This is a genomic window from Clostridium bornimense, assembly GCF_018917145.1.
Lineage (GTDB): Bacteria > Bacillota > Clostridia > Clostridiales > Clostridiaceae > Clostridium_AN > Clostridium_AN bornimense_A.
This window is the reverse complement of the sequence record NZ_JAHLOD010000017.1, coordinates 1-19,637: the sequence shown is the minus strand read 5'-3', so window position 1 is coordinate 19,637 and position 19,637 is coordinate 1. Positions and strand designations below refer to the sequence as shown.

The 19,637-nt window shown below is 28.6% G+C and carries 16 protein-coding genes and 1 other annotated feature; of the genes, 11 read left to right on the top strand and 5 right to left on the bottom strand.

Annotation, left to right across the window (positions count from 1 at the left end):
* Positions 1-50 precede the first annotated feature (50 nt).
* Complete coding sequence (locus KQI30_RS07810; protein ID WP_216462744.1) at positions 51-1,046, top strand: DUF4003 family protein; 996 nt, start codon at positions 51-53, stop codon at positions 1,044-1,046.
* Positions 1,047-1,089: 43 nt separating this feature from the next.
* On the opposite strand, the gene KQI30_RS07805 is transcribed toward KQI30_RS07810, so the two are convergent.
* A complete protein-coding gene (locus KQI30_RS07805; protein ID WP_216462743.1) occupies positions 1,090-2,832 on the bottom strand; it encodes an ATP-dependent metallopeptidase FtsH/Yme1/Tma family protein in 1,743 nt (580 codons plus the stop codon).
* Between the two features lie 198 nt (positions 2,833-3,030).
* Between KQI30_RS07805 and KQI30_RS07800 the strand changes: the two genes are divergently transcribed.
* From KQI30_RS07800 to KQI30_RS07790, 3 genes are all read left to right on the top strand, one after another.
* Entirely contained in the window at positions 3,031-3,759 is a 729-nt protein-coding gene (locus KQI30_RS07800) for a hypothetical protein (RefSeq protein ID WP_216462742.1), read from the top strand.
* A 167-nt stretch (positions 3,760-3,926) separates the two neighbouring features.
* The gene (locus tag KQI30_RS07795; RefSeq protein ID WP_216462741.1) at positions 3,927-4,715 is read left to right on the top strand and encodes an HAD family hydrolase; all 789 of its coding nucleotides are present in this window, start codon (positions 3,927-3,929) and stop codon (positions 4,713-4,715) included.
* A 15-nt stretch (positions 4,716-4,730) separates the two neighbouring features.
* On the top strand, positions 4,731-5,273 hold the full coding sequence (locus tag KQI30_RS07790; protein ID WP_216462740.1) for a tRNA (mnm(5)s(2)U34)-methyltransferase: 543 nt from the start codon (positions 4,731-4,733) through the stop codon (positions 5,271-5,273).
* An 86-nt stretch (positions 5,274-5,359) separates the two neighbouring features.
* Here KQI30_RS07790 and cplR read toward each other — a convergent pair whose 3' ends face one another.
* Positions 5,360-7,003, bottom strand: a complete 1,644-nt coding sequence (cplR, locus tag KQI30_RS07785; RefSeq protein ID WP_216462739.1) for an ABC-F type ribosomal protection protein CplR — start codon at positions 7,001-7,003, stop codon at positions 5,360-5,362.
* Between the two features lie 299 nt (positions 7,004-7,302).
* On the opposite strand from cplR, the gene KQI30_RS07780 reads away from it, so the two are divergent.
* Positions 7,303-8,280: an Rpn family recombination-promoting nuclease/putative transposase gene (locus KQI30_RS07780; protein ID WP_216462738.1), complete on the top strand. Its 978-nt coding sequence runs from the start codon at positions 7,303-7,305 to the stop codon at positions 8,278-8,280.
* A gap of 50 nt (positions 8,281-8,330) precedes the next feature.
* Here the strand turns inward: KQI30_RS07780 and speE are convergent, their stop codons facing one another.
* Together speE and speD are read right to left on the bottom strand one after the other, a co-directional pair.
* Entirely contained in the window at positions 8,331-9,173 is an 843-nt protein-coding gene (gene speE, locus KQI30_RS07775; protein ID WP_216462788.1) for a polyamine aminopropyltransferase, read from the bottom strand.
* Positions 9,174-9,189: 16 nt separating this feature from the next.
* The gene (gene speD / locus KQI30_RS07770) at positions 9,190-9,603 is read right to left on the bottom strand and encodes an adenosylmethionine decarboxylase (protein WP_216462787.1); all 414 of its coding nucleotides are present in this window, start codon (positions 9,601-9,603) and stop codon (positions 9,190-9,192) included.
* 652 nt (positions 9,604-10,255) lie between these two features.
* On the opposite strand from speD, the gene KQI30_RS07765 reads away from it, so the two are divergent.
* Complete coding sequence (locus tag KQI30_RS07765; RefSeq protein WP_216462737.1) at positions 10,256-12,337, top strand: methyl-accepting chemotaxis protein; 2,082 nt, start codon at positions 10,256-10,258, stop codon at positions 12,335-12,337.
* A 50-nt stretch (positions 12,338-12,387) separates the two neighbouring features.
* Here the strand turns inward: KQI30_RS07765 and KQI30_RS07760 are convergent, their stop codons facing one another.
* The gene (locus KQI30_RS07760) at positions 12,388-12,849 is read right to left on the bottom strand and encodes a UPF0158 family protein (RefSeq protein WP_216462736.1); all 462 of its coding nucleotides are present in this window, start codon (positions 12,847-12,849) and stop codon (positions 12,388-12,390) included.
* Between the two features lie 157 nt (positions 12,850-13,006).
* Positions 13,007-13,261: a binding site (T-box leader), on the top strand.
* A gap of 74 nt (positions 13,262-13,335) precedes the next feature.
* Between KQI30_RS07760 and aspS the strand changes: the two genes are divergently transcribed.
* The 5 genes from aspS to KQI30_RS07735 all read left to right on the top strand — a co-directional run bounded on the left by aspS (position 13,336) and on the right by KQI30_RS07735 (position 19,400).
* Positions 13,336-14,622 carry an aspartate--tRNA(Asn) ligase gene (aspS, locus tag KQI30_RS07755; RefSeq protein ID WP_216462735.1) on the top strand — a complete coding sequence of 429 codons (1,287 nt, stop codon included), beginning with the start codon at positions 13,336-13,338 and terminating at the stop codon, positions 14,620-14,622.
* 23 nt (positions 14,623-14,645) lie between these two features.
* The gene (gene gatC, locus KQI30_RS07750) at positions 14,646-14,927 is read left to right on the top strand and encodes an Asp-tRNA(Asn)/Glu-tRNA(Gln) amidotransferase subunit GatC (RefSeq protein WP_216462734.1); all 282 of its coding nucleotides are present in this window, start codon (positions 14,646-14,648) and stop codon (positions 14,925-14,927) included.
* A gap of 12 nt (positions 14,928-14,939) precedes the next feature.
* Positions 14,940-16,373, top strand: a complete 1,434-nt coding sequence (gene gatA, locus KQI30_RS07745; RefSeq protein ID WP_216462733.1) for an Asp-tRNA(Asn)/Glu-tRNA(Gln) amidotransferase subunit GatA — start codon at positions 14,940-14,942, stop codon at positions 16,371-16,373.
* 14 nt (positions 16,374-16,387) lie between these two features.
* On the top strand, positions 16,388-17,827 hold the full coding sequence (gene gatB, locus KQI30_RS07740; protein ID WP_216462732.1) for an Asp-tRNA(Asn)/Glu-tRNA(Gln) amidotransferase subunit GatB: 1,440 nt from the start codon (positions 16,388-16,390) through the stop codon (positions 17,825-17,827).
* A gap of 1,024 nt (positions 17,828-18,851) precedes the next feature.
* Positions 18,852-19,400 carry an NADH peroxidase gene (locus tag KQI30_RS07735; RefSeq protein ID WP_216462731.1) on the top strand — a complete coding sequence of 183 codons (549 nt, stop codon included), beginning with the start codon at positions 18,852-18,854 and terminating at the stop codon, positions 19,398-19,400.
* The last annotated feature ends 237 nt before the right edge of the window (positions 19,401-19,637 follow it).

The following is a 19,637-nucleotide window of genomic DNA, read 5'->3' as shown; positions in this document are numbered from 1 at the left end:
CTATATAAAAACTTTAATTTTACCTTTTAAATAAAGGGGGCTCATTATATATGATATATAAAATAAATTTAATGGTGAAAAATGCTAATAATTTTGACAATATAAAAGGTTTATTTGAAAGCAATATATTTAAAAAATGCAATGCATTATCTGTTACATTAAGAGACGAGGTTGCAGATGTTTCAAAAATTAATTATTGCAGAGATTTAATTAAAAATAACACTTCTATATTTTCTAATTTTAAAGGGAATAATTTTCTTACTAATGCTACCAACTTATCTTTAGAAGATTCACCAGAAGAAGCATTAAGAGAAGTAATGATAATTTACGATAAGTTGAAAAATGAGTTTATAGGAAGACAATATTTAACTTTAGCAGCATGGGTAATTTATAATGCAAAAGAAAGAGTTACTTATGATGATGCCATTAGAAGAATGAGAAAAGCTTATGAGATAATGAAAAAAAATCATTTCTTTTTGACAGGTAGTGATGATTATGTTGCAGCAGCTATGATTGCAACAACATCAAATAATGTAGAGGAAACTTTAGAAGAAATTGAGAAATGTTACAATATATTAAAAGCTAATGGTTTTTGGGGCAATAATAACCTTCAAGCACTTTCTCATATTTTATCTTTAGGTAATGGTTCAGCTGAAGAAAAATGTGAAAAGGTAATATTATTAAATAATGTACTAAAGGGAAAAAGAATAAATATTAGAAATTATGCATTGCCTTTGCTTGCAGTAATTACCTTTGTTACAAATGATTTTGAAGGTTTTTCAAATAAGTACATGATGGCGCTAAATGAGTTGAAATCTCATAGTGGTTTTGGCACTTTTTCATTAAATTCAGAAATAAGAAGCATGATTGTAGCTGCTTTAGTTTGTTCTAAATATCTTGATCAGTTAAAGATAGAAGATATTGATAATATGAAGATAATTGAGGCAACAAATAATACTGCTTTAACTATAGTTACAGCTATGCAAGCAGCAACAGCAGCAGCTTGTGCAAGTGCAGCAGCAGCGGCTTCAGCATCATCAAATTAATAAATAAAAAAGTAGTGTGATTGTTATTCACACTACTTTTTATTTAAGAAACAAATTTCTCAAGTTCAGTATCATATAAAGTTTCTTTTTCTAATAATTCTAATGCAAGAGAATCTAAAATATCTTTATTTTCACGTAATAATTCTAATGTTTCTTCATATAAATTATCCAAAAGTTTTTTACATTCTTCAATAACAGGATTTCCATAACTTCCATAAAGAGAACCAACACTAGATAATTTAAGAAGACCAAGGGTTTCACCCATTCCATATTCTGAAATCATCTTTAAGGCTATATCAGTAGCTTGAGAAATATCATTTTCGGCTCCTGTGGATATATTGTCTTTTCCAAATATAATTTCTTCAGCAGCTCGTCCACCAAGCAATACTTTAATTTTATTTTTTAGATAATCCATCTTATGATAATTTTTATCTTCCGGAATAGTTAATGTATAACCGCCGGCACCTTTTGTAGTAGGAATTATCGTTATTTTTGATACTTTATCTTTTGGGAGTAAAACCATTGAAACTAATCCATGACCAGCTTCATGATAAGAAGTAAGAAGTTTGTCTTCTTTACTTAGATAGCTTCTTTCCTTTTTATCGTATCCAGCTAGTGTAATAGAGTATGCTGTTTCTATATGATTATTAGTTATAGTATCACTATTATCTTTTGCTGCAAGAATAGCGCTTTCATTTACTAAGCTTTCTAATTTTGCACCAGAGAAATAAACTGTTTTTTCTGCAATAGCTCTTATATCTAAATCATTATGAGGTTTATTTTTTAAGTGAAGAGAAAGTATTTTTTCCCTAGCATTTACATCAGGGAGAGATACTTCAATATGTCTATCGAATCTACCAGGTCTAAGTAATGCATCATCTAACATATCGAGTCTATTTGTAGCTGCAATAACCACAATACCTTCTTCTTGTCCAAATCCAGACATTTCTGTTAGTAAGGCATTAAGAGTTTGATCACGTTCATCATTATTCCCGCCACCTTTACTATTGCCTCTTTTTTTACCAATAGCATCAATTTCATCTATAAAAATTACAGCTTTTCCATGAGATTTTGCTTTTTTAAACAAATTTCTTATTCTTGCGGCACCGACACCAACATATACTTGGACAAAGTCTGAGCCACTTAGAGCGTAAAATGGAACACCAGCTTCACCAGCTACTGCCTTGGCAAGCAATGTTTTTCCAGTACCAGGAGAACCATAAAGAATAACACCTTTAGGCATTCTTGCACCATATTTTTGATACTTTTCTGGATTCTTCAGAAAATCTACAATATCCATTAAACTTTCTTTAGCTTCATCGTTGCCAGCTACAGAGTTAAAATCTAAAGCAGCTTTTTTATTTTTACTAAAGTCTTCTACATCAATAGATGTTATAGAGCCAGAACCATTACGAGCTTTTGATATAAGCATAAACATTATTGTTAGTAATGATAATACAAAAATACCTGAAGGTAATGTTTTTATAAGTGGAGGAATAGTTTCATCTTTTACTTTTATATTATTTAATAGTAATGTTTCTTTTAAATTATCATTGTGGGGGTTATCGGTAGAATATTTTTCACCACTATTTAAAATTACAGTCATAGTAGAGGATGTATCCATTATTACTGTAGATATATTATGAGAATTTAAATCTTCAATAAAGCTAGAATAATTTTTAATAATGGAAGTTGTAGTATTAGAAGCAATTATTATCATAAATATCAATGAGAATATTGCTGTAAATATAGGAATAAGAATAGAATTCTTTTTTAATTTATGCATTTATAGGCACCTCCTAAAAAGGTTTTATAGAGCACTTGAAATGTATTATACACTTTTAAAATATAAAGTCTAATTTTTTTCATAAGTTATTCCAAGGGAAGTGTTGGATAAAAGTTAAATAAGCAAAGATTATGTATAAAAATGTTGAAAATAGAAAAATGTAGTAGTATAGTCTAATATGTAAGAAAGGAGAAAAATATGAAGGAGAAAATTTTAAACTATATTACAAAGTGTAATAAAAAGAAGATAGCAATTATAAGTGGTATAAGTATGATTTTCTTTTTTGTAATTTTAACATTATTTATACTTAATTATAATACTGAAAGTGAAGCTAAAGATACGATATTAATTAATTCTAAAAATAACAATAGAGAATATTCAGTAAAAGAAGTAAAAAATGATGAAGTAGTAGTAAACAAAGTTGAAGTACAAAATAATGAGAAAAGTAACGAAGATACTAATAGTGAAGGTAAGGCAGATAAAGAAGAGAAAGTTGTACAATCTACTACCAAAGGAGAAGAGGAAAAACAACAAACGAATATTGTGAAACAAATTGGAAAGACACAACAATCACCTAAACAAACGACTTATATAAGTAATAACTTTAAATTGGCGATAGACTTTCCAGCAAATTGGGAAAATAAATATACTGTTGTTGAAGATGGCACTAATTTAATGGTGTGTTTAAAAAATGTTACTTATGGTGATGGATTGTTCTTTTTAATAACTAATGATTTAACTCAGTATGATAATGGAAATCATTTAGATAGAGTTGGAGGCAGAAGAGAAGTAGTTTCAAATGGAGTTACGTATACAATTGGAGCGTATCCTGGAATGTCAATAAGTGATGAAGATCCTAATTTTCAATTATATATGCAATTAAGTAGCGATGTAGCATCTATAGTAAGTACAATTAGAGCAATTTGAGAATGAGGCTTGTGTGTTATTGGTTAGTTAGTCATAATGCATAGCCTTATTTTGTTGAAGATTTTTGATATTGAAAATAGCAAATGAATAATATAAAATAATAATAAACAATAATAAACAATACAACTGTAATTATCTAAAGAGGAAATTAGGTAGGAGGAATTTAGATGGCAAAGATAAAATTTGTTGCTACTGATATGGATGGTACTTTATTAAATAGCAAAAAGGAAATACATGAAGAATTTTATGAAGTTTTTAAGGAAATGAAAGAAAAAAATATAATTTTTGCAGCGGCTAGTGGAAGACAATATTATAGTTTGTTAGAAACTTTTGATAATATAAAAGATGATATGATGTTTATTGCAGAGAATGGAACATTTGTAATGTACAAAGGTAAGGAGATAGTTACAAATACTTTAGATAGAGAATTGGCAATGGAACTTGTTAGTATTGCAAGAAAAGTTGATGAGGGTTATACAGTTTTATGTGGAAAAAATTCTGCTTATATAGAAAGTGATGATAGTAGATTAGTAAATGAGGTATCAAAATATTACAAAAGGTATAAGATAGTAGATGATATAACTACTGTAGATGATGATATATTGAAAGTTACTATATGCGATTTTAAAGGTGCTGAAGAAAATAGTAATAATTATTTTACTGAATATAGAGACAAGGCTCAAGTTACAGTGTCAGGAGAAATATGGCTTGATATAACAGCTAAGAATGTAAATAAGGGGGTAGCTATAAAGGAGATACAAGATCTATTAGGAATTAAATATGAAGAGACAGCAGTATTTGGTGATTATTTAAATGATTTAGAAATGATGAGTAGTGGATACTATAGTTATGCCATGAAAAATGCTCATGAAGATTTGAAAAAGGTTGCAAGATTTATAGCAAAAAGTAATGATGAAAATGGGGTAGTAGAAGCTATAAAAGAACTTATAAGATAATTTGAGGTGATAAGTTTGTTTAATTATGTTGGAGATATAAGTACAATATCTCATTATATAATTACAGAGTTTTTAAAAGAGAAAAATGTAGCTGTTGATGGTACTTTAGGAAATGGACATGATACAGATTTTCTTAAAGACAATTTTAAAAAAGTATATAGTTTTGAAATACAAGAAGAACCATGCAAAACTTATATGAATAAAAATATAGAAAATGTTGAAGTAATAAATGATTCACATCACTTATTAAAACAATATATAAAAGAACCTGTTGATTGTATAATGTATAATCTAGGATTTTTGCCTGGAGGCGATAAGAAAGTTACTACATTACATGAAACTTCGTTAGAAAGTATAAAAGCAGGATTAGAAATTTTAAGTTCTGGTGGGATTATGACTATCTGTTTATATAGAGGACATGCTGAAGGTAAAGAAGAAGAAGGTTGTATTATACCGTATCTTAAATCACTACCTAAAAATAAATATGGCGTAATGGAGCATTGTTTTTTAAATAGAAGTGAAGTAGCACCTATGCTTTTAGTAATTGAGAAAAAGTAATAATAGAAATGCATACATTTTTTATAGATGGTAATAGAAAGGGACTAAGGTTATTAGGTAATAAAACTTTAGTCCCTTATTTTTGATTAGTTAAACTTTTTTATTTCAGCTATTAATTGAAGATATTTATTATTTAAGATTTCTTTTTTTGATAAATCTTTTTCTAGAGAAAGAAGAGATAATACTTCGGACATTTTATTTTCTAAAAGCATTTTTTCTTCTAGAGATTTTCGTACTGATATATCAATATTTTTAGTAGATGATTCAATATATTCTTTATAAGAACCACGGAAGTCTTTGATTTTTTTATCTTCTATAAATATAAGATGGTTACAGATGTTTTCAACAAATTTTATATCGTGAGAAACTAGTATTAATGTTTTATTCATATTAGAAAGTGCAGTTTCAAGGCTTTCAATAGATTTTATATCTAAATAATTTGTTGGTTCATCAAGGATCAGTAAATTATTATCACTGAGAAGGATCTTACAAAGTGCTACTTTAACTTTTTCTCCACCGCTTAATGATGATACATTTTTATAAACCACATCACCTTTAAAACCAAATCTATCTAAATTAATTCTTATAAAGCTTTCATCATAAGAAGAATCTACTTTTATATTGTTTAAAATATTTGTATCATCATTCAAAATTTTTTGATTTTGGTCAAAGTATCCTATTTTAACTTTGCTATTTATTTTGATATTTTCATCAGCGTTTTTAATAATTTCTTTTAATAGAAGTGTTTTTCCACAACCATTATTACCAAGAATACCGACCTTATCACCTTTTTTTATAGAGAAATTTATATCTTTTATAAGTAGTTTAGACGAAGCATATAAATTATAATTTTTTATTGAAATAGGTGTCTTAGTAACTAAATCTAAGTTTTCTTGAACAGTTATTTTAATTTCTTTTGAAGTAGTAGGTTTCTCTACAATTTCTAAATGATCTATTCTTTTCTGAATATTTTTTATTGCATTATCAATTTTCTTTTTTCCTTTTTGACCACCCATTTTACGATGAAGTCTTGCTTCAGAGTTTCCCATACGTTTCGGAGTTTTTTGAATTCTATTTTCTAAATGTTCCTTAACGGTAATGGCATTTTCTAATCTATTTTTTTCCTTGATATAAGAATTATATTCTTTTTCTTTTCTTGCAAAATCCGATTTTTTAAGGCTTAAATAATTTGTGTAATTTCCTGGATAGATATTAATCTTCCCATTTTCAATTTCTGCAATTGTATTACAAAGACTATCTAAAAAATCTCTATCATGAGACACTAAGAGTAAAGCCCCATTATAATTCTTTAGTGTATTTTCAAGATTACATATACTGTCTCTATCTAAGTTAGATGTTGGTTCATCAGCTATAAGTAATTCTTTATTTTCTTTTAAAGCATTGCTTATTCTGATTTTGACTTTTTCACCACCAGAAAGATAATTTCTATATTCTTTAGGTGCATTTATATTTTTATTAAGTTCATTTTTAGATAACGTATCAATGGAATCTTCATTTTGGATTATATATGAATAACTATCAGTTAAGAAAATACTACCATCATCAATAGTAATTAATCCTAAAATTGATTTTATAAGAGTTGTTTTTCCACAACCGTTTTCTCCAATTAAACCTATTCTATCTCCAGATGAAATCTCAAAGTCATTTATATCTAAAATTAATTTATCTTCATAATATTTTTTTAGTTTATCTATTTTAATTAATAACAAAAAAATCCCTCCTTAATATTTAGGAGAGAGTAAAATTGCGCAAAAAAAATGGTATAGTAGTACAATGTGCAATTTACTCTCTAAAAACAAACACAACAATAATACCTTTTAATAAAGGCTTAAAAAAATTTATTGTGTTTAAATCTAAAAAGAAATTACATTCTCATTGTTCCAAATACCTCGTAACTTTCATAATATTTTTCTTTATTATACCATATTATTCTGCTTAATAAAATATGGTATAATTTTTATAATTAGTGACAATAATTTTACTAAAGATAAAGATAGGAATGAATTTAATGTCAAATGATATAAAGAAAAGTATACACCATATTCATGATAAGAGTTATAAAGATTTATATTCAAAGAAAGAAGTAGCAGCTGATTTATTTAAGAGACTATTAAAAGAAGAATGGGCAGAAGAGTTAACAGCAGACAAATTATCTTTTGTTACTAAGTCTTTTGTTACAGCAGATTATGAAGAAACAGAATGTGATGTAGTATATAAAGCTACATTAAACGATGTTGATATAATATTTTATATATTAATAGAATTTCAATCAACGGTAGATTATAGGATGCCATTAAGATTACTATTTTATATGTGTGAAATTTTAAGAGATGATGCTAAAAATGCGAAACATAGTAAACATGATAGAAATTTAAAAATTCCAGCAGTGATTCCTATTGTTTTATATAATGGTTCAGAAATTTGGGATGTACCAAATGAATTTAGAAAAATAATTTATAATGAAAATTTATTCAAATCTTCTTTGTTAAATTTTACATATGATGTAGTAGATGTTAATAATGGTTTTACAAAAGAAGAATTAGTTAAAAGTAAAAATGTTACTTCAGCTATTTTTCTTTTAGACCAAAAAATAGATGCATTAGAATTTCTACAAAGAATAAAGGCAATAGCATTATTTTTTGATGGATTAAGTAAGACAGAGATTTTAGCAATAAAGAATTGGATTAGAAATACTGTATCAGATCAGTTGGCAGAATCAGCTATAAAAATATTAGAAGCAGATAGAAGGGATGTGGAGTCAATGGTATCTAGTAACGCATTTATTCTTGAGGAGATGAAAGAAGAAGCAGAGAAAAGGGGCTTAAAAATAGGTATAGAAGAGGGAATAAAACAAGGAATAGAGCAAGGAGAAAAAAATAGTAGGGTACACATAGCAAAAAATCTTTTGGATGTTTTAGAAGATGAAATAATTGCTATTAAAACTGGATTAAGTATAGAAGAAGTACGTAATTTAAGAAATCAGTAAAATATAAATAAAGTTGCTAAAGAATTAAAGTATTCCTTAGCAACTTTTTATTATTTTAATAAATCTTTTACATAGTTAGGTAAAGCAAAAGCACCTAGATGTAAGTCTGTATTATAGTATTTAGTAGCTAGTTCAAGTTCATTCCATTTTGTAGCATCGAAATCTTTAGTTGGATGTAATGCTTTTGATGCAAAGCAGAAAATCCAATGGCCAGATGCATAAGTTGGCATATGATATTGGTAGGCTTCACAAATATTGAAGATTTCATTTAGTTTAGAGAATGATCTAGTCATCTCTCTAGCGTTGTTTGGATAATATGGACTTTCACATTGATTAATTAATATACCTTTTTCAGTTAATGCATTATAGCAGTCGGTATAAAATTCTTTTGTAAATAAGCCTTCTCCAGGACCGATAGGGTCTGTAGAATCTACAATAATTAAATCATATAGATTTTCTTTTCCTTCTACAAATTTTATTCCATCTTCAAAGAATAAATTTACTCTTGGATCATCTAATTTATTTGATGTAAATGGTAGATATTCTTTAGCAACATCAACTACCATTTTATCTATTTCAACCATATCAATTTTTTCAATTGTATTATATCTTGTAAGCTCTCTTACAGTACCACCATCACCAGCACCGATAACGAGAACATTCTTTATATTAGGATTAACAGACATAGGAACATGAGTGATCATTTCATGATAAATAAATTCATCTTTTTCTGTTATCATTGTCCAGTTGTCTATAACAAGGACTTTTCCAAATTCATAAGTGTCTAATACATCTATTTTTTGAAAGGCACTTTGTCCAGAGTAGATATGCTCTTTAACCTTCATAGAAAATTTTACGTTGTCAGTTTGATTTTCTGTATACCATAATTCCATATTCATAATATTCACCTTATCCTTCCATTTTGTAATTCATTTCAATGTTATCATAAGATCCATTGCCAAAAGTTTTTATTTTATCTATCAACCCTCTAGCAACTTCTGTAGATTCACTTCGCTCAGATTTAAGAGCTTTTTCAAGATATTTAAACCCATCCCATGGATTAACTTTATCTCCACAAGTAAATAAATCTACAGATGCAAAGCCAAATTCAGGCCAAGTGTGAATAGTAAGATGTGATTCCTGGATTATTACAGCACCGCTGACACCCCAGGGATTAAATTTATGAAAACAACTTTGTACAATTGTTGCTTTAGCTTCAATCGCCGCTTGCTTCATATGTTTTTCGATAAGTTCATGATCTTTTAGAATCTCCTTATCGCAATTATAATATTCCACTAAAATGTGTCTACCTAATTGTTCAATTTTCATTAATAAATCCCCCCGTAAATTAAAATTATTTCTATGCAACAGATAAATATTTTAAAAGTAAAAAACCACTACTCATAAAACCTCCTAAAAATTAATAAAAGTTTAGTATAAATAAACTTATTGTTAATAAATATTAAATAATTACCGTATAATATTTTAACAGGAAAATTATTACTAGTCAATGATTTTAAATGTTTATAATATATTGTTTTTCTGCATAAAAGTTTAAATGATAAGATGATAATGCAAAAAAAAATAATAAATATGGTATTAAATAACATATATGGGGCTTTGAAAAGATAGTTAATAGGAAAAACATTACAAAGCAAGTCGATTAGAGAAGATAAAAAAGAAATGGAAGCTTCTAAATGAAGATATCAAGCTTGAAATAAGATATTCACCTTATAGAAAAAGGGTTACTTCGTAGAAATCATATAGCGATTACTACAGTACCATTTAAGTTAGAAATTTAATAATAATAAGAAACTAGGTTATAGCAGTATAAGCCTAATTTTTTTATTTTGCGTTAAAGTTTATGTAAGCAAGAGTATGTGGAATATTATGGAATTTTTACGCGAAAAAATGTAAAGAGCTAAAGAAAAAAGTAAAAAAAAACGAGAAATAATATTGAGGGGGAGAATGAAAAATGAAAAAAATTGAAAGTATATCAAAAAAAATATTTTTATCAATAGTAGGATGTTGTGTATTTACAGCAACAATAATTACTTTATTTATGAGTTATGTTAGCAAGGATATAATAGCTCAAGAGGCTGAAAAGTATTTATTACAGATATCTATAAATAAAACAAAAGAAGTAAATGAAGTATTAAGTAATACAGAGACGGTAGTTAATAATATTGAAAATATTGTAAGAAGTACAATGGATTTAAATCAATTAGATAGTAGTGATGAATATATAAAGAAATATATAGGTTCATTAGATACTTATGTAAAAAATATTGTAGAAGATAACAAAGGTTTCTTAGGAACAGCTATTATAATAAATCCAGAACTTACATCAGAAGCTATCCAATTAATCTATGAAAAAGATAAGGATAGCAATAAAGTAAGCAAATTAAATAAATTTTCAAAAACAGATTTTAATGAAAGTAACAAAGAAAAGAATATGAGTTGGTATTATAATCCTGTTAATAGGAAGGAAGCGATATGGAGTGATCCACATACTGATGACAGTTCTGATAGTATGAGAATGGCATATACAAAGCCTGTATATATTGGAGATACTCTTATTGCAGTAGTAGCGGTGGATTTATTTTTTGATGACTATAAAGATATGATAAATGAAGTTACTGTATTTAATAATGGATATGCATTTTTAATGAATAATGAAGGAAATTTTATTGTAAATAAAAATTATAATGAAAAAGAAAATATAAAAAATGTGTACTCAAGTAATGTAGACTTGTTAGAAGTTAATGAAGAAGCTATAAAAGTAAAACAAGATGGCAAAAAATGCATTGTTGCCTTTTCGAAATTATACAATGGAAATATAATGGGAGTAATAGCAGAAGAAAAAGATGTTCTTAAAATAATTAATAGGGGAATCTTAGTTTGTGTTGCTATAACTACTATATTGTGTATACTTGTTTCTATTTTAGCAATAGTAATAGTAAGAAAGATAAGTAGACCTGTTGAATTTTTAACAAATTTATTAAAAGAAAAGGCTGAAAATTTAAATTTTGCAGAAAGTGATGAAGAGAATACTGGAAATATTTTTGAAGGTGAAGTTGCTATTATGAATAATGCGTTAGTAGAGTTAACTACAGCTATAAGAACATCACTTATCGAGATTAAAGAGTGTTCTAATAATACAACTAAACAATGTGATAATTTATATAGTGCAACAGAAGTATTATCAGATACTGCTAATGGTATAAATGAAGTTATGATAGAGTTAGCTAAAGCAGCAGAGGAGCAATCTAATGATGCTCAAAGTGGAGCAGAGAAGCTAGAAAATTTAACAGGTAAGATAGAAGAAATAATTGAAGTAACAGAGGGTGTAAAGAGAGAATTTAATGAATCTAAAGAAAATAATAAAAAATGTAGTAGTTCAATTACTAGATTAGTTAGTGATATCGAAGCTACTATAGAAATAGGAAATAACACTAATAAGAGTATAAATGAATTAGCTAAAAAATCAGATATGATTGGTGAAATAGTTTCAACTATTAATAGTATATCTGAAGAAACTAATTTATTAGCATTGAATGCCGCAATAGAAGCAGCAAGAGCTGGAGATGCAGGAAAAGGCTTTGGTGTTGTTGCTGATCAAATAAGAAAGTTATCTGAACAGACAGCAGATGCTACAAAGCAGATAGCAAATATAATTAATGAGATAGTTAAAGAAATTAACAATACTAAAATTAATATGGAAAAATCAACAAGTACTATTGATAATATGAGTAATTCAATGAATGAATCAAAAGAGGTTTTTGAAAATATTGAAACGTCATTTATTAAATTAACTAGCGAAGTTGAAAGTTTAATTGAAGATATTAATTATATTGATGAAATTAAAGAAGATGTAACAGCATCAATTCATGGGGTTATTGCGGTGTGTGAAGAATCAGCAGCGGCAACAGAAGAAACATCAACGACAGTAAGTGAACAGTTATATCATGTAAAAAATGTTAAATCAGTTGCAGATGATTTAAGTGAAGTAGTTAAAAATTTAGAAGAGACTATAGAAAAATTTATTATTGAATAAATATAATCACTGGCAAAACTTAAATAATACAAAGTTTTGCCAGTTTTGTTTTAATAAGATATATTATTAGATTTGCACCATTCTATAGCAATTTGTTTATAAGATTCTTCTTTGAATTTATACCAATTATCAATTAAATCATTATTTTCTACAAAATCTCTAAAACGTCTAAAGGCACCTTTACCTGATATTAATGAAAGTAATTTTTCTTTAGTAGATTTATCTTCAATAGAATAAATAAAGTTTTCCATGATACTATAATCATTAATATCATATTTTTCAGGAAGAGATATGTAGTTCTCTGGATTACATTCGATATCATATTTGGATTTTATGCCATCTTGAATCCAATCCGGATAGTTTTCTAAGTTTTCCATAGCTTCAAAAACATCAAAAGGAAGATTATCATTAAATAATGTAACTATAGTTTCTGTTTTTTTATTATAAAATGATTCTATTTCATCAGATATATCTTCTATAGCTTCTATTAATTCATTTAAGTTAATTTTCATATATTCACCTCAATATTTTATGTATATTTAATATAATAAACATATATTTTCAAACTATCAATAATATAATAAAAATTCAATAAAAAATAAGAAAATATATTGATTTATTAAAATAATAAGCATATAATAATCAATATAGTAAAGAAATCGTAATTTTATAAATACTATGATAAAGAGAGTAAATTCGTTGATAAGTTGTAGAGAGCAGATGATGGTGGGATATCTGTACAAGTCATGAATGGAAGAACACTTTGGAGTAGCTAACCGAAATTCTTATATGATGGGAAGAGTAGACTTAGACGGGATCACGCCGTTACAAGTGAAGGGTATCGAGTAAAATCTGTACCTTTGAGCTGGACTTTAATAAGTCAAATGGGGTGGCACCGCGGTATTTTAAAATCTCGTCCCTGTATATATCTATATGGTATATACAGGGATGAGATTTTTTTATTATATAACAAAAATAAAAAAGGGGGCTAATTATATATGGAAAGAGTGTATATTAAAGATTTAAAAGTGTCAGAGGAAGAAGTGTTACTTAGAGGTTGGGTACACAAAATAAGAGATTTTGGTCATATTGCATTTATAATGCTTAGAGATAAATCAGGGATAATACAATTAGTATGTGAAAAGGAACAAATAAAAGGATTAAGATTAGAAAATTCCATTGAAGTTGTTGGGGTAGTTAAGGAAAATGAAAAGGCTTTAAAAGGAATTGAAATAGAAGTTTCATCTATAGAAATAGTTGGTAAAACTTATTATGATAAATTGCCTTTTGAGATTCAAGGTTATAAAAATAAAACAGGTCTTGAAACTCAACTTGATTATAGAACAATAAGTCTTAGAATTCCTAAGGTTAAAGCAATATTTAAGGTTCAAGGAGAAATAGAAGAAGCATTTAAAGATTACTTTAAAAGTCATGATTTTGAGCAAATTCATACACCTAAAATTATAAACTCAGGTACAGAAGGTGGATCTGAAATGTTTACTGTAAATTATTTTAACAGGAGAGCTTTTCTTGCACAGAGTCCTCAATTTTATAAGCAAATGATGGTGGGGGCAGGTTTTGAGAAGGTGTTTGAAGTTGGACATGCTTATAGAGCAGAACTTCATAACACATGGAGACATTTAAATGAATATGTAAGTTTAGATGTGGAAATGGGATTTATTAAAGATGAAAGTGACTTAATGGATGTAGAAGAAGACTTTTTAAGATATATGTTTAAGCATCTAAAAGAAACATGTAGTGAAGAGTTAAAACTTTATGGTGTTGAAGTTCCAGAAGAACTTAAGATTCCAAGAATTCCACTAGCAGAAGCTCAAAAGATGTTACTTGAAAAGTACGGCAAGAAATCTCCAGTAGGTAATATTGACCATGAAGGAGAAGCATTACTTCATAAATATATAAAAGAAAAGTATAATAGTGATTTTGTATTTTTAACAGAATATCCAGTAAGTAAACGTCCAATGTATACTATGGAAGATGAAAAAAATCCAGGATTTACAAAGAGTTTTGACTTAATTTATAAAGGCCTAGAAATAACTACTGGTGGTCAAAGAATTCATGATTATGAAATGTTAAAGGAAAGAATTGTAGGAGCAAAAATGAAGTTAGAAGACTTTGCATTCTATTTAGATACATTTAAGTATGGAATGCCTCCTCATGGTGGATTTGCTATAGGTCTTGAGAGAATTACAATGAAGGTATTGGAATTATCAAATATAAGAGAAGCGGCATTATTCCCAAGAGATATAAAGAGATTGACTCCTTAAAATAATTGTTAGAGGTGAATAAAATGAAGGTTAGTATAGATGAAGTTAAGTATATAGCTAAGTTAGCTAAATTAAGTTTTTCAGATGATGAAGCAAAAGAATTTGCAGGTGAATTTGAAAGTATATTAGATCAATTTCAATATCTAAGTGATATGGATTTAGATATAGATGGTGAATTAGAAAAAGAAAAATTAGAACCAATTGTAAGAAAAGATGAAGTTAAAGAATTTGATTGTAAGGATTTATTTAGAAATGTTAAGGATATGCAGGACACTTATATTAGAGTTCCTAAAATTATTGAATAGGGGGCAGAAGTTATGGGTATAGCGGAAACTGTTGAAAAAATAAAGTCTGGTGAAATAACTAGTGAAGCACTAGTTAAAGAGTATATAGATACAATTAAAGAGAAAGAAGATACTATAGGTGCTTTTATAACTCTTTGTACTGATGAGGCGTTAGAAAGGGCTAGAGCTATAGATGAAAAGATAAAGAAAGGTGAAGCTACAGGAGCTTTAGCAGGAATACCTATTGCAATAAAGGATAATATTTGTACAGAAGGTGTTAAAACTACTTGTGCATCAAAAATGCTTGGAGATTTTGTACCGCCATATGATGCAACTATAATAAAAAAGATAATTAAAGAGGACGGAATTATTATAGGTAAGACAAATATGGATGAGTTTGCAATGGGTTCATCTACAGAAACATCAGCTTTTAAGAAAACTTTGAATCCTAGAGATATCACTAGAGTTCCAGGTGGATCATCTGGTGGTTCAGCAGCAGCAGTTGCAGCAGGGATGGCACCTGTTTCATTAGGATCAGATACTGGTGGATCTATAAGACAACCAGCAGCTTATTGTGGTGTTGTAGGGCTTAAGCCAACTTATGGATTAGTATCAAGATTTGGATTAATTGCTTTTGGATCATCTTTAGATCAAATAGGACCATTTACGACTTCTGTAGAAGACAGTGCTTATATGCTAAATATATTAGCAGGAGAAGATGATTTTGATTCTACTACAACTAAGGGATTAGAGAAGAAAGATTATACTAAGGCATTAGAAGATAGTATAAAGGGAATGAAGATAGGAGTTCCGAAGGAATTTTTAGCAGAAGGACTAGATGAAGAAATAAAGGCTTGTATGTATAACAGTATAGAGGTTTTAAAATCATTAGGAGCAGAAGTAGAAGAATTTTCTCTTCCTATATCTAAGGATGGACTTGCTGCATATTATATTATTTCTTCATCAGAAGCAAGTTCAAATTTATCAAGATATGATGGAATAAGATATGGATATAGAACTAGTGAATTTGATTCTGTAGATGAACTTATGGAGAAAAGTAGAACTGAAGGATTTGGAGATGAAGTAAAGAGAAGAATTATGCTTGGAACTTATACTTTATCTTCAGGATACTATGATGCTTATTATAATAAGGCAGAAAAGTTTAGAAAAAAATTAAGATATGAATTAAAGAAAGTATATGAAAAATACGATTTAATATTATCACCAACATCTCCAGTATTACCATTTAAGATAGGTGAAAAGAATAATGATCCTGTAGCTATGTATTTAGCAGATATATATACTATCAATGTTAATTTAGGAGGAAATCCTGCTATATCACTTCCATGTGGAGTAAGTAAAGAAGGATTACCAATAGGACTTCAATTGATTGGGGATCATTTCTCAGAGGAAAAAATATTTAAGGTAGCTTATAGCTTGGAAAAAGCATTAGCTCTAGATTTATAGGAGGGGACAGGGTTATGAATTTTGAAACAGTTATAGGATTAGAAATCCACGCAGAATTAAAAACTAAGACAAAGATATTTTGTTCTTGTTCTACAGAGTTTGGAGCAGAGCCTAATGCAAATACTTGTCCAATATGTATGGGGTTACCGGGAACATTGCCTGTATTAAATGAAGAAGTAGTTAATTTAGCAATCAAGGCAGGAAAGGCACTTGGATGTGATATAAATTTATATAATAAAATGGATAGAAAAAATTATTTTTATCCTGACTTACCAAAGGCATATCAAACATCACAATATGATATTCCAATATGCTCAAATGGATTAGTAGAATTTAATTATGAAGGTAAAGATGTAAAGGTTAGATTAAATAGAATTCATATTGAAGAAGATGCTGGAAAACTTGTTCACGTTGAAGGAGAACCAGTTTCATTAATAGATTATAACAGAGTTGGTGTACCACTTGCGGAAATAGTAACAGAACCAGATATAAGATCAGTTGGTGAAGCTGTTGCATTTATGAAGACTTTAAAAGGAATATTAGAATATGCTGATGTATCTGACTGTCGTATGGAAGAAGGGTCATTAAGATGTGATGCTAATATATCACTTAGACCAGTAGGACAAGAAGAGTTTGGAACAAGAGTAGAACTTAAAAATATTAACTCTTTTAGGGAACTTCAAAAGGCGTTAGAAAAGGAAGAAAAAAGACAAAGAGAATTATATCAATTTAATGAAGGTCATAAAGTAGTTCAAGAAACTAGAAGATGGGATAGTGGAAAAGGAAAAACTATTCCAATGAGAACTAAGGAAGAGGCTCATGATTATAGATATTTCAGAGAGCCAGATCTTGCACCTATTATAATAAGTAGTGAACAAGTTGAAGCTATAAAAAATAGTCTTCCAGAAATGCCAGATGAAAAGAGAGAAAGATTTTTAAAAGAATATTCATTAAGTGAAAAAGAAGTAGATATTCTTATAGGGGATAAGGGTCTTGCTACTTACTTTGAGGCGGTTGTAGGTAAAGGAGCAACACCAAAGATAGCAGTAAACTGGATTTTAGGAGATATCCTAAGAATATTAAAAGAAAAGAAATTAGAATCAAAAGATATAGCTGTTTTACCAGAAAAATTAGCAGAGCTTATTAAGGTTATAGAAGCTGGTAAGATAAGTACTACAGCTGGTAAGGAAGTATTAGATGAATTATTTGTTACTGATGATGATGTCATGGATATAATTGAAAAGAAAGGTCTTATGCAAATAAGTTCTTCTGATGAGTTAGAAAAAATGGTGTTAGAGGTAATTGCTAATAATCCTAAGTCAGTGGAAGATTTCAAGGCTGGAAAAACTCAAGCTGCATCATTCCTAATGGGACAAGTGATGAAAATGAGTAAAGGAAAAGCAAATCCTAAAGTGGCTAAGGAAATGATTGATAAAAAGCTTCAAGAAATGTAATGATAGTATGGTGTTAGAAGGTTTAGGCTGTCGCAATAACAAATAAAAATTTGTAGGCGAGAGCCTTTTTTAAAATTCACAATTGTAGTGGGGGCTGTCGCACAAAGGAGTCAGAGATCAGAGTACGGCAGTTTTTTCAGCAAAATAGAAGTGCAGGGCACAAGTATGAAGGCACAAGGCACAGGTAGATATCAGGGCACAGGTATGAGGGCACAAGGCACAGTGGTGGAGGAAATTCCCTTTGAGGAATTTCTGAGATTTTAATTGGCACAATTTTGTGTATAGAATAAGATAGTTTCCTTAAGATATTTATATTTGATATATAACTATTACGGGGGGCTAATGAAGGTTGCACCTTCATATAGCTTGTACTAGGAACTTATAATTTGAACACACTTAAGTATAATAGTTTTACATATGCACTAGATATATCTATAAATACAATTGTAACTGGCCGTCTGCAGGACTATAATATTTTCCCTACAGGGGAAAATTAACATTCATTGTGAATTGAGAACTGTCTGAATTGCGAATTGAATATATGATATTTTGACCACAGGGGAAAATTAACCTTACTTGTGCCTTGTGCCATCTAACCTGTGCCCTACCTTGTGCCATAATAAAATGAGGTATCGTTAACAACTTTTCATTTGTTAAGGCAACACCTCCTTGGATATCATATATAATTAAAGCTTATATACTGTGTATAATTAGTGAAGGGTAAAATATATATAAGAGAGTGTAATTATATAGATGTATAATTATAGTAGAGAACAATAATTTTTTTTAACTTTAATACATTATTTGACTGCGTATCATAATGAGGATGACGATATTTATATAAAGAAAATAAACTAAATAAATTAAAAAAAATATAAAAATATTATAAAAACTATTGATAGCGGATAATAATTATTATATAATAGTTAATGTAAACAAAAGAATTTCAAACACAAAGGAAAAAAGTAAATAATTTAATTGAGATATAAAAAGTTAAATAAAATGTTATGGAGGGAATTTAGTTATGAAAAAGTTTATTTGTACAGTATGTGGATATATTCATGAGGGAGATGCAGCTCCAGAATTTTGCCCAATTTGTAATGCAACTGCTGATAAGTTCCAAGAACAAGCTGGAGAATTAAAATGGGCTGATGAACACAGAATCGGAGTGGCTGCAGGTGTAGATCCAGAAATATTAGAAGGATTAAGAGCTAACTTTACTGGAGAATGTACAGAAGTTGGTATGTACTTAGCAATGAGTAGACAAGCTGACAGAGAAGGATATCCAGAAGTAGCAGAAGCATATAAGAGAATTGCTTTTGAAGAAGCAGAACATGCAGCTAAGTTCGCAGAATTATTAGGGGAAGTAGTAGTAGCAGATACAAAAGCAAACTTAGAAGCTAGAGTTGCAGCTGAATACGGAGCAACAGAAGGTAAGAAGCAATTAGCAACACTTGCAAAACAACAAAATTTAGATGCTATACATGATACAGTTCATGAAATGTGCAAAGATGAAGCTAGACATGGAATGGCATTCAAGGGATTATTAGAAAGATACTTCACTAACAAATAGTTTTAATATTATATAACCTATTAAAAAAGATGAGGCTCTCGCAATATGATATGATACCTCTAAAGTAGACATGGTAAATAACCAAAATCTACTTTGGAGGTATTTTTTATGGGAAAAAAATATAAATATTCTTTTGAAGATAAAATCAAGGCATCAAAAGATTATATTTCAGGAACTAGAAGTTGTCGTCAAATATGTTTAGATCTTGGAATTAAGTATGGTAATACTCGCGGTGGT